At 67.5% G+C, this 10,867-nt stretch carries 9 protein-coding genes and 3 pseudogenes; 8 read left to right on the top strand and 4 right to left on the bottom strand.

Annotated features, from left to right (window positions below; genetic code table 11):
* Nucleotides 1-976: 976 nt before the first annotated feature.
* Nucleotides 977-1,599: pseudogene (locus tag ACFU95_RS50130) on the bottom strand (transposase); the annotation flags it as partial.
* A gap of 177 nt (nucleotides 1,600-1,776) precedes the next feature.
* Complete coding sequence (locus tag ACFU95_RS50135) at nucleotides 1,777-2,370, bottom strand: TetR/AcrR family transcriptional regulator (protein ID WP_383844365.1); 594 nt, start codon at nucleotides 2,368-2,370, stop codon at nucleotides 1,777-1,779.
* A gap of 81 nt (nucleotides 2,371-2,451) precedes the next feature.
* Between ACFU95_RS50135 and ACFU95_RS50140 the strand changes: the two genes are divergently transcribed.
* The gene (locus ACFU95_RS50140; RefSeq protein WP_383844368.1) at nucleotides 2,452-3,387 is read left to right on the top strand and encodes an oxidoreductase; all 936 of its coding nucleotides are present in this window, start codon (nucleotides 2,452-2,454) and stop codon (nucleotides 3,385-3,387) included.
* A gap of 697 nt (nucleotides 3,388-4,084) precedes the next feature.
* Nucleotides 4,085-4,336 (top strand): annotated as a pseudogene (locus ACFU95_RS50145) (MerR family DNA-binding protein); the annotation flags it as partial.
* Between the two features lie 469 nt (nucleotides 4,337-4,805).
* On the opposite strand, the gene ACFU95_RS50150 reads toward ACFU95_RS50145, so the two are convergent.
* Nucleotides 4,806-5,216 (bottom strand): HNH endonuclease, encoded by a 411-nt coding sequence (locus ACFU95_RS50150; protein ID WP_383844371.1) that lies wholly within the window; start codon nucleotides 5,214-5,216, stop codon nucleotides 4,806-4,808.
* A 197-nt stretch (nucleotides 5,217-5,413) separates the two neighbouring features.
* Between ACFU95_RS50150 and ACFU95_RS50155 the strand changes: the two genes are divergently transcribed.
* From ACFU95_RS50155 to ACFU95_RS50165, 3 genes are all read left to right on the top strand, one after another.
* Nucleotides 5,414-5,665 carry a hypothetical protein gene (locus ACFU95_RS50155; protein ID WP_383844374.1) on the top strand — a complete coding sequence of 84 codons (252 nt, stop codon included), beginning with the start codon at nucleotides 5,414-5,416 and terminating at the stop codon, nucleotides 5,663-5,665.
* Complete coding sequence (locus ACFU95_RS50160) at nucleotides 5,666-6,004, top strand: hypothetical protein (RefSeq protein ID WP_383844377.1); 339 nt, start codon at nucleotides 5,666-5,668, stop codon at nucleotides 6,002-6,004. It begins immediately after the preceding gene.
* Nucleotides 6,005-6,153: 149 nt separating this feature from the next.
* Nucleotides 6,154-7,590: an NF041680 family putative transposase gene (locus ACFU95_RS50165; RefSeq protein ID WP_383844381.1), complete on the top strand. Its 1,437-nt coding sequence runs from the start codon at nucleotides 6,154-6,156 to the stop codon at nucleotides 7,588-7,590.
* A 145-nt stretch (nucleotides 7,591-7,735) separates the two neighbouring features.
* Here the strand turns inward: ACFU95_RS50165 and ACFU95_RS50170 are convergent, their stop codons facing one another.
* Entirely contained in the window at nucleotides 7,736-8,755 is a 1,020-nt protein-coding gene (locus tag ACFU95_RS50170) for an SGNH/GDSL hydrolase family protein (protein ID WP_383844384.1), read from the bottom strand.
* A 488-nt stretch (nucleotides 8,756-9,243) separates the two neighbouring features.
* Between ACFU95_RS50170 and ACFU95_RS50175 the strand changes: the two genes are divergently transcribed.
* From ACFU95_RS50175 to ACFU95_RS50185, 3 genes and pseudogenes are all read left to right on the top strand, one after another.
* The gene (locus tag ACFU95_RS50175) at nucleotides 9,244-9,450 is read left to right on the top strand and encodes a hypothetical protein (protein WP_383844387.1); all 207 of its coding nucleotides are present in this window, start codon (nucleotides 9,244-9,246) and stop codon (nucleotides 9,448-9,450) included.
* 74 nt (nucleotides 9,451-9,524) lie between these two features.
* Nucleotides 9,525-9,779, top strand: a pseudogene (locus ACFU95_RS50180) (ATP-binding protein); the annotation flags it as partial.
* Between the two features lie 135 nt (nucleotides 9,780-9,914).
* The gene (locus ACFU95_RS50185; protein ID WP_383844390.1) at nucleotides 9,915-10,358 is read left to right on the top strand and encodes an HIT family protein; all 444 of its coding nucleotides are present in this window, start codon (nucleotides 9,915-9,917) and stop codon (nucleotides 10,356-10,358) included.
* The last annotated feature ends 509 nt before the right edge of the window (nucleotides 10,359-10,867 follow it).

The raw sequence follows: 10,867 nt of genomic DNA on the forward strand, positions 1-10,867 counted from the left end.
GCACGTTCTTCGAACCTCAAGCCGTCCCCCAAGCCGCCTGAAACATCACCAATCAACCGACCCGCCCCTTGACGAAAGAGATAGGGGCACCCCCCTGACGGACAGATGACCGGGGGTGGTGCCACCCGGCCCGAGAGGCGCCGCTGGAGACGCTGGCAGAAGAGCGTTTTCTTCCGGCGGGCGTGTTTGACAACCGGGGCTCCGGCCTGGGGATATGGCTGTTCAGCCGGTTCAATGCGGGCATGGATGATGTGTTGTGGAGCAGGCTGCCCGCCGAGGCGAGAGCAGAGGTGGACAGGCTAATCGCCGCCGGTCACAGCGTGCAGGCCGTCGCGGTGATGCGTGAACGCGCCGGCTTGCCGCGGCCTGGTCTTCACGAGTGCGTTGATCTCCTGGCGCAGCGGTTCACGGTGCTGCGGGAGTAGGCGGTGGCATCGTGCGGTCGGTCCGGTGTCGCGGCGGTCCGGGGTGGACTCGAGGATGAGCCGGCGGCTTATGAGGCCGATCATCGCGATGTTGCTTAGTGCGCGTTTCTAAGCCCCGATCCTGAGTAGCCTGAGGTCCTACGCCGGCCTGGTGTCCGAGGATGCCGGTCGGGCCGGGGAGAGGATCTGCCGGTGCTGCAGGGAACGACTGAGGCCGGGAGCCCGGCCTGGGGCGGAGTTCTGTTCGTCGGCGTGTCGGTCCGGGCAGTGGCGTCGGGAACGGCGGTTACGCCAGCGTCTGCGGCCGTCCGGCACGGTACGGGCGAGGCGGAGTGTCCGGAGTGCGGGGCCCGTTGGGTGGCCGGCGTCTACCGCCGCTCGGATGCGGTGTTCTGCTCGCCGCAGTGCAAGGTGAGGGCTTGGAGGCGCCGGGCAAAACGGTTCGGCGAGCGGTCACAGTAACCGCTGGGCGAACGCATCCCGGGCTCAACTTCGGTCACCGCCCCGTCATTTGTGGTCATTCATTGTGATCTCAGGATTTTCGGTCTGACTCTCGGCTTGGAAGCGGGCCCTGTCCCGTCGCGGCCCTTCCGGGTCAGGCGCCTGGTCATGAGGGCGACGGCGGCCCAGGTGATCAGCGTTTCGGAATGCTGGATGAGCCGTTCGTAGTCCCTCGCGTGGCGCGTGCATCATCCACGCGAGCGACCTCTCGACGACCCAGCGGCGCGGCAGCACGACGAAACCGGAGGCGTCCTTGGGACGGCTGACCGGCTTGATCGTGAGGTTGAGGGTGCTGTTTCGCCCAGTCCACGAGCTTGCCGGCATAGGCGGAGTCGGCCCACACGATCGTGATCTCGGGGTGCATCAGACGCAGGCGGACGAGGACTTCCTTCGCGGCGGTGGCGTCGTGCAGGTCGGCGGGGGTGACCATGACCATGAGGGGAAGGCCGCGGGTGTCGACGACCAGGTGGCGCTTGCGTCCGTTGATTTTCTTGCCCGCGTCGTAGCCGCGGGTGGCCTTGGAGACGGTTTCGGCGGCTTTCACACTGGGAGTCGATGACGGTGGCCATGACCCGGAGGAGCTGGCCGGCCTGTAGGTGGCCGGCCGGCGGGTGCCGGCCGCGCCTTTGCCCAGGTCACGGCGGATCTGGCCCGCCAGGTGGTCACGGATCCGCTGACGCTCCCGACCTTCTGTGCCACTTCGGTCATGGTGTCTCGCCACCAATTGACGGCCAGGGCACGGCACTTGTGGGGAGCAACTCCCAGCCGGCCGAGGAAACCAGCACCGGCCGCTTGAACCGCCTCTGCGGGTCGGCATTGGCGCCCTGAAGATGCTGCCTTGCCCTGCGTGCTATGGGGCGCAGCCGCGCAGAGCGAATGCCACCGTGTCCTTCAGGCCCCGTTCGACGATGTCTGCTGGGATGCCGCCGGCCACGGTGAGGGCGACGTAGCCGTGGATGGCGGCCATGACCGGCAAGCCGATCTCGTCTGCGGGCCCCTCACGGACCTCGCCCCGGTGCTGTCCGTCTTCGATGAGCCGGGCCGCGAAGGCGGGCAGTTGCTGCGATGCTGCGGCCAGCTCGGGGGAGGCGGTGGGGTCGTACTTGACCGAGTACATCAGATCCAGCAGAGCCGGGCTGGCGGCGGCGAAGTCCAGATAGGCGTAGCTCAGGGCGGTCAGACGGTCGGCGAGGGAGGCTCCCGCCTCGTGCTGGGCCGCGGCCAGCAGGGCTCGCAGGTCCTCGAATCCTTCAAGCGCCAGTGCGTCCAGCAGAGCGTTCTTACTGGCGAAGTGACGGCTGGGCGCGCCGGGGCTGACCCCGAGTTCCCGGGCCAGTTCCCGCAGTGACAGTCCGCCCGGCCCCTTTTCCTCCAGGGCCCGACGAGCATGGGTCAGCAGGGCGGCGCGGAGGTCTCCATGGTGGTACGGGCGGCGGGTCGTCATGGATGCACCCTACCCCGAGATGTCATCACCGCCTACATAGTAGGCGTTGACCACATTGTATTCGTTGAATACATTGAGGCCATGAGCAACCCTCAAGCCCCCCGCTGGAACGCCACCCGCCTTCCCGACCTCACCGGGCGCACAGCCGTGGTCACCGGCGCCAACAGCGGCCTCGGCCTCGCCACGGTCGAGGCCCTCGCCCGCGCAGGCGCCCGCGTCGTGCTCGCCGTCCGTGACCCCCGCCGCGGCGAGGCCGCCGCCCGCACGGTCACCGGCGCGCACGGCACTCTGGAGGTCCGCCCTCTCGATCTGGCCGACCTCGCCTCGATCCGCCGCTTCGCCGCCGAATGGCAAGGCGACCTCGATCTGCTGATCAACAACGCCGGTGTGATGAACCTCCCGGAGTCCGCCACCAAGGACGGCTTTGAGATGCAGTTCGGCACCAACCACCTCGGCCACTTCGCACTGACCAACCTGCTGCTGCCGTACATCACCGACCGCGTGGTGACCGTCTGCTCCGCCGCGCACAAGACCCCCGCGAGCACACACATCCACTTCGACAACCTGAACCTGACCGGCGAGTACTCGCCCATCGCGGCCTACGGCCAGTCCAAGCTGGCCAACCTGCTGTTCACCCTGGAACTCCAGCGCCGCCTCACCCAGGCCCAATCCCCAGTCCGTGCCCAGGCCTCGCACCCCGGCTGGTCCAGCACCAACCTCCAGAACAACAACGCCACCTGGGCCCTGCGCGCCTTCGGCAAGACGATCAACCGCCTCTTCGCCCAGGACGCCGACGCCGGCGCGCTCCCTACACTGTTCGCCGCCACACAGGATCTGCCCGGCGCCTCCTACGCCGGCCCCGACGGCCGCGGCGAGTGGCGCGGCAGCCCCACCCTCGTCGGACGCTCAGCGCGAGCATCCGACCCCGAGGCCGCGCGCCGCCTGTGGAACGTCTCCGAGGAACTCACTGGCGTCACCTTCCCCAAACGGCTGCTCGTGACAGCCACCGATGCATGAACGCGGGCCCGAACGCGGCACACCCCAGACGCACGAGCCGGTGTCCCCGTGTTCCCAGCCGTCTCCGTTCAACATCAATGGCAGGAACGCATTGACGGCTCGTTCCCGCAATCGGCCGAGCGCTTGGCACGGCGACATGCATCGTGTCCAGGATCAGAAACACGCACTTACAGCTTCGGATCGATAGGGGTGCCTCTCGCAGGCGCGGGCCAGGCGCCGATGATGCATGAGCCGGCCGAAGCCCCGCCCGACCACCCAGCGCCGGGAAGTGACCTTGAACCCTTCGCCCCCCGAGGGGCGCGTCGGACGACTCCGACATCGATGCCAAGACCCCGCCGCGGTCGATGGCCTCGGTGCGGCAGCCGGTGCCGGCCCACGCCATGATGATGCAGAGGTCGGCATCGGCGATCACCAGGTCATCGGCCAGCAACTCACCAGTCACTCCCAGCCTTGTGGGCCCGCATGCGGTCCCACAACGCCTCAACGACCCTCGCAGACTCCGTCTCCGCAGGGTGTGGCCCTCGTGTGCGGCCTGCTGGCCGAGTTGGGAAATATGACAGCGGCCCAGCGTTGAGAAAGCCGCCTGCCTCAGCCCGCATGCCGCCAAGGCCGCCACCGCCGGCCTGCCGCTGGGCAGGGTCGACGATCCCGAGCCTGCCGCCGGCGCGCAGAAACTCACGGACGCCTGCCTGGAGCGTGCGTCCGGCTGCGGGAGTCCGGAATGCCCCTCACCGAACTGAAACGATTCGCCGACCTGGTCCGCCAGGGCCCGGGCAACGAGCCAGAGCGACTACGCCTCCTCGACACCCACCAACACCGGATCGAGGACCAGATCCGCGCCCTGGAGGAGTCCCGCTCCATCATCGCCCGGAAAGTCGGCATCTACGCCGAACACGTCGCACGCGGCACCGCCGCCGGACTGTGGGACCCGACAGCCGCCGCAGACTGACTCGCCCTGACAAAAGCTTCTGCACATGTGACTGCTGACTCGTCTGCTCGCCGGTCTGATGTGGCCAAACGCCAGTCGCGGCCGTGGACCGTGCCGGACGAACTAGGGCGCTCGACAGGCTGCTGCCGCCCTACCCGGCACCGAACCTGGTCGAGGACAGACCTCGCGTGCCGGACCGGCACACCCTGAGCGGGATCCAGTTCGTCCCGCACACCGGCATCCAACGACACGACCTGCCTCAGGAACTGCGCTTCGGCTCCGGCACGACCCGCCGGCGGCGACTGGCGGCCAGAAAGGGCCGGCGTCCGGGACCAGCTGCACCAGCTGCTGCTGAACCAGCTGCGGTCGAAGAACCAGCTGGACTGGTCGCGAACGGGGATCGACTCCTCCCACGTCCGGGCCGCACGCAGGGGCCAAAACGGACCCAGCCCGCTCGACCGCCCACACCCGGGCAGCAAACACCACATCATCACCGACACCCAGGGCCCACTCGCCGTCTCGCTGACCGGCGCCAACCACAACGACACCACCCCAACTCCTGCCCCTGCTGGACAAGATCCCAGCAGCCGCGGAAGCCGTCGGCCGGCCACGACAAAGACCCGGCATACTCTTCACGGACCATCCCTACGACCACAACCACGACCACAACCACGTGACCTTGACGACGGAATTTCCCGGCTCCTGCCCCCGACTCCCCGTCGACCTCTGAGAGGTGGCCACTCCCGCGGCGGCCGCTGCACGAGCGGCAGAGCATGCGCAGGTTCTCCATCTCGTACCGGCCGCCCGCCCACTGGTGCCCAATGGGATCGACCGTGAGGTCGTCTTCGGAACCGCATGCGAGACACCGGAAGCCGTCACACCTCAGGACAGCTGTCCGCACGGACCGACGCAGCCATCGCGGGAGTACCTCATGAGCGCAGCAACCGCAGGAAAACGCCGGGATGAACGACGGCCGTCCCCTGCACGCGGGTCGGCGTAGTACTCCTCGGGATCAACCGGCACCTCAGCTTGTCTTTGAACCCGCTGCGTGCAGTGGTCCGAGGCCAGAGTGTCAGTGCCCGGTGATACCTGTAGGGCGTGGAGGATGCGATTTCGGGTGCGATAGCCGTCCTGCGTGAAGCCTTTCCGGCAGATGTCCGTCACTGCCCTTTGGACAGGGAAGAGCTTCGGGTGTGGGAGCGCAAGCACGGGGTGGTGTTGCCGGGGCCGTATCGCACTTTCGTGACTGAGATCGCGAACGGTACCGACGATGGTCCGCCTGACGAAGGTGGTCTGCTGCCCCTGGGAGAGAAAACGGAGAGCTGGGCCGTCTGGGAAGCGGACTGCTGAATGAGCCCGGAGCCGTTCGATGGCGCCGCCGTACGCGTGCCCGGCCAGCCCTTCCCTCTTGAGGAGGAGTGGCAGTGGGAGTACGACTACTACGACCACACCTACCACTCGTCTCTGTTGCACCAGACCTACCAGCACGGCTCCGTGCTGCTGGGCAGCGACAGACCCGGTGAGTACTGGACGCTAGTGGTGACCGGGCCGCAACGCGGCCGGGTGTGGTGGCTCAGAGACGGATGTGCCGCACCCTATGTCGACCGCCCGTCCGATCAGCCGGGGGGCGATTTCCTGCACTGGGTGAGGGACTGGCATGTCGGACAGGGCTGGTGGCGGGCCGAGTAGCGCCTCCACACCCAGGTCGCGGACTCGGCCGCTCGAACGCTCCCTCGAACTTGATCGCAAAACCGGATCTGCGCGACAACGCGGCGGCCGTCGCTTGATGCTGAACTCCGGCGCAGAGACGCAGGACAGGCGAAGGCCGCGGGGTGGGTTTGCATCAAGATGTAGAGGGAGAGCCGTTCCTGGTGGCGTCACGCTACCAGGACGACCTATTCGACTGCCTGACCGCACGCGGGGACGAACTGTTCGAGCTGGTGGACGCGTTGCTGTGCGCGGACGGGCCGGTGACGGCGCCGGTGGACCTGACGCTGGTGGCTGAACATCGGCGTGGGCACGGTGCCATGTACGACGCGCTGAACCGCGGGAACGTCGACGTGCCCCGGCTGCGCCAGCTGCTGGCCGGCCTGCCCATGCCGCAGGCCGCCGACAGGCGCCTGGTCCTCGCGGTCGACATCAGCCACTGGCTCCGCCCGGACGCACCCACCAGCGCCGACCGCCTGTTCTGCCACGTCTACGGCCGCAGCGGCCGGTCCTCGGACCAGTTCATTCCCGGCTGGCCCTACTCGTTCGTCGCCGCCTTGGAATCTGGCCGGACGTCCTGGTGTCAGCTCCTGGACGCCGTCCGCCTCGGTCCGGACGACGACGTCGCCGAGGTCACTGCCGCCCAGGTCCGCCGGGTGGTCGTGGACCTGATCGAGATGGGCCGGTGGCACGTCGGCGACCGCGACATCCTGGTCGTGTTCGACGCCGGCTACGACGCCCCGCGCATGGCGCACCTCCTGGCCGGGCTGCCGGTGGAGGTCCTTGGACGAATGCGCACGGACCGGGTGATGCGCAAGCCGGTCCCGGTGCCCTGGATCTCCCCGCCGCAGGGCGGACGGCCGCCGAAACACGGCAAGGAGTTCCGCTTCGCCAAGCCGGAGACCTGGGGCGAACCCAACGCTGCAACGACACAGGTCACCGACCGGTACGGCACCGCCCGAGCAATGGCCTGGGACCGAATCCACCCCCGGCTGACCACTCGCTCCGCCTGGATCGACCACACCGGTGAACTTCCCATCATCGAGGGCACCTTGATCCGCCTCCAGGTCGATCGCCTGCCCGGTGGCGGGGACCCACTCCCAGTCTGGCTGTGGTCCTCTGCCACTACCCTGACCGGCGAGGGCATCGATGTGCGCTGGCAGGCATTCCTGAGGAGATTCGATCTGGAGCACACCTTCCGACTGATGAAGCAGACCCTCGGATGGACCCGGCCGAAGCTCCGCACCCCCGAGGCTGGCGACCGCTGGACGTGGCTCGTGATCGCCGCCCACACCCAACTCCGGCTCACCCGCGAAGCCGCGGCGGATCTCCGCCGGCCCTGGGAGAGGCCAGCTGAGCCCGCACGACTCACCCCGGCCCGTGTCCGCCGAGGGTTTCGGAACCTCCGCCCGCACCTGGCCTGTCCGGCCCGTGCACCGAAACCATCAACACCCGGACCTGGAAGGCCGCTTGGCTCCAAGAATCGCCGCCCTGCACCCCTCTACGACGTCGGGAAGACGACCAGACGACCCGAGAGCATCATCGAGCGCGACAGCCACAGAGGTTAAAGGACAAGCTCAGAAGCTGTTGCAGAACCGCCGATCTGACGTTCCGTCACTGCCGTCTAAAGATAAAGATGAGGGCCCGGAACCCGGAACTGACCTCCGGCTGGTGGGCCGGAGGCAGTTCGCCCGGGGTGGGGGTGCCGGGAGGTCAGATCGGGGCGATGGCGTTCAGCATCGCTTCTTCGACGTGGTCGGCGGCGTTGCGGTGGCCGAGGGCGTTGGGGTGCACCAGGGACAGCTGGGGGTCGTGGTCAGGGGAGACGGTGATGATGCCTTCCACCCACTTGGTGTCGTCGCAGACGCTGTGGTCCTGGGAGGAGGGGTAGAGGTCGACGAAGCCGGCGGCTTCCTGCGTGGCGGTCGAGTCTTCGATGGTCTTGTTGAGGGGTTCCAGGACGTCCTGGCGCAGCCAGGCCAGGTCTCCCTGGGTGATCGTGGCGAACTTCGTCGGGTCGCCGTAGGTGCAGTTCGAAGTGTCCTGGGGGATGACTGTGGGGTAGCCGACGGTCAGGATTTTCGCCTTCGGGCCGCGCTCGTGGAGCACGGTGAGCATCCGGTCGTAGTCCGTGCGCACTTGCTTCAGCCGGGTCTGGGTGTCAGCGGCCATGGCGTCCTTGCACGGGGTCCCCGCGCCTTCGCTTTCGCCGCCCAGCTTCAGGCACTCTTCGAGGAGGGCGGCGAAGCCGAGGGTGTTCCCGCCCACGCCGACGGTGATGACGTCGGTGTCGGAGCCCACCGCCTCGGACTGGGCCGGCACCGCGGGGAAGGGGTAGTCCGGGTCCGGGAGGTGGGGCGGGAAGTGGCGGCCGATCGGCTCCTGGGGTTGGTCGGTGACGTTCTCGATGGTGGCGGCGCCGCAGCTGACGTTTTTCAGGTCGAACAGACCGTAGAGGTCGCGGTCGATGACCTGGGGGTAGGACCGGTCGGTGCGCTCGCAGCCGTCGCGCGGGTAATCGATGGGGTCGCCCGCGGCCCGGATGACCCCGGCGGTGTAGGAGTCGCCCAGGGCAACCCACTGGTAGTCCGCCGCGGCGGCGGGCTGGGCCCCGGCAAGCTGCGCGGGAACGACGGCGCCTACGGCGAGAGCTACGGCCGAGCAGGGCAAGGCGAGTGCGGAAGCGTGCCACGAATCCTCCAGGGATACGGTGTTGGCGTCGCTTTTGACCATAAAGAGACCATCACTAAACGCACTAGATCCAATACGGACAGTCACAATCGGCTCGAAGGGTGCGTCTTTGTGGGTGAGCGGGGTTCAGTGTGGCGACCACTCGGCTGCTACTAGCGACCGCTCTGGCGCGGAATTTGGAAGCGCGGGGAAGGTTCTTGATCGGCCGTAGGTCCCCGCGGGACACACGTCCTCCCGGTGACTGTCCTGTTCTCGATCATCGGCAAACGGCGACGGGCCGACCCGCTCCTAAAGGGCTAACGCCTGGATGTGCCATCAGTGCACGTTGGTGGGGGCCAGCCGGACTGTCCGTGGCTGTTGCATTCGGAGGCGTATGGGCTTGGGCTTGACAGCCGCTTCCACCGGCTCGACGGGGTGTGGCGTGGTGCGCGGAGGCCGGGGTCGGGCCGGCCGCAGAGGAATAGGACAGGCAGTTGCGGGGGCCGGCAAGGCGCTCGTGGCCCCAGGGGCTTGAGCCGGCCCTGTGCTGTATGCCGCGACAGTCCCCGGCTGCGCGTCAGGTCGGTGGAGCCGAGCCGACGTCGGTTCTGTGCGCGGGTGACTGGTTCGCAGCGATCGAGGAGTTGGAGGCGAGGGAGGCCGCAGCCCGGGTGCGGGCGGAAGAACACGAGTCCAAGATGATGGAGTTGACAGTGCGTCTGGAGGCCGAGCGGGAGGCGTGGTCCCGGTTGCGGTGACGCGGGAGACGGCGGCCGAGGCGGTCTCCGAGATGTCCGGTCCGGGTAAGGCGTCGGTCGCCGAGCAGACGGTGGAGCCTGGTCATCTCGAACTCGGCCGCCACGGCGCAGAAATGCTCTTTCAGGCTCTCACTGAACGTCAGGAGATGTACAGCATCAGGATCGCCTCCAACGAGGCATTCACCGGCTGGAGCCGCACCTTCACCGATCCCTGACTTCGCGCGGCGATCGTGGACCGGCTCACCTTCAACGCCACCCAGATCGAGACCGGCACCAAGTCGTACCGCCTGACTCGCTCCAGAGCCAAGCAGAACGGCAAGGCGAAGTAGACCACGGCGGCATGATGTCCCGAGTGGTCCCGGGGAGACATACCAGACCAGATACGGGGCGAAAGTCGCTCGCGCCTGGGCGCCGCTTCTGATGGTGTGAGTGGCACGAGGGACAGGGTCTTGAGGAGACAGGCTGTGACGGACGGCGGATGCATCTTCTGTGCAATAGCGAGAGGCCAGGCGGACGCCAGCATCGTCCACGAAGACGATTCCGTGATCGCGTTCATGGATCTCCAGCCCGTCACGCCAGGCCACTTGCTGGTCATTCCCAAAGCACACGCCGTGGGCCTGGAGGATCTCCAGGAGAACGTCGGCATCCAGGTCTGGAAAGCTGCGCATCAGCTCGGACGCGCACTGCGCCGATCAGGCTTGCGATGTGAGGGCGTCAACCTGTTCCTTGCGGACGGCGAAGCAGCCTTCCAGGAAGTCTTCCACGTTCACCTGCACGTCTTCCCCCGCTACACAGGCGACCCATTCCGCATCGATGCCGACTGGCGCGTCCACCAACGAGACCAGCTCGACAGGACAGCCGCTGCCGTCCGGGACGGCCTCGCCGCCCTCGACGCCAGGCAACTCTGACGACCATCACTCTCCGGGCCCGAGACTGCTGCTTCGGCCTGAGGCAGAGGAAGCTCATCGAACGGCCCCTACCGACGCCAACTCCCGCGGCCACTTCAAGACGTCCCGATGGCAAAGAATCTTCACCAACCGGGGCCGACTGGAGCCAACATGGCGGAACCACTGAACAGCTCTGGCACAGATCTTGTAGAGCGGTCGCGGAGGGCTACTGTGCAGGTGCTGTCGATCGAGGTCGTTTCTCGAGTGAACGGGTTCGATTCGCCCCAAGTCTCAGATGATCGCGTCCCTCGGCCATTTGACCGGCTGACATTGCGTCCGAGGGCCGGCCTGAACCGGTCGTCACACGAGGGAACGCGCGATGCGGAATCCGACGTCGTCGACCTGGAAGGTCGGGTGGCTGCGGCGCCGCGCGGAGTGTCAACGGCCATTTGTTTGCCCCGGTGGCGGCCAGATGTTCCATGCACTCATGGCCGACTCGGCGTCCCCAGTGGCGGCCAGATATCTCCCCG

This window comes from Streptomyces sp. NPDC057623 (genome assembly GCF_042800355.1).
Lineage (GTDB): Bacteria > Actinomycetota > Actinomycetes > Streptomycetales > Streptomycetaceae > Streptomyces.

Bases quoted from the DNA above. Each gene is read 5' to 3' on its own strand.
- ACFU95_RS50135 (WP_383844365.1), bottom strand. From the start codon at position 2,370: ATGACGACCCGCCGCCCGTACCACCATGGAGACCTCCGCGCCGCCCTG.
- ACFU95_RS50170 (WP_383844384.1), bottom strand. From the start codon at position 8,755: ATGGTCAAAAGCGACGCCAACACCGTATCCCTGGAGGATTCGTGGCAC.
- ACFU95_RS50160 (WP_383844377.1), top strand. From the start codon at position 5,666: ATGAGCCCGGAGCCGTTCGATGGCGCCGCCGTACGCGTGCCCGGCCAG.
- ACFU95_RS50140 (WP_383844368.1), top strand. From the start codon at position 2,452: ATGAGCAACCCTCAAGCCCCCCGCTGGAACGCCACCCGCCTTCCCGAC.
- ACFU95_RS50175 (WP_383844387.1), top strand. From the start codon at position 9,244: ATGCCGCGACAGTCCCCGGCTGCGCGTCAGGTCGGTGGAGCCGAGCCG.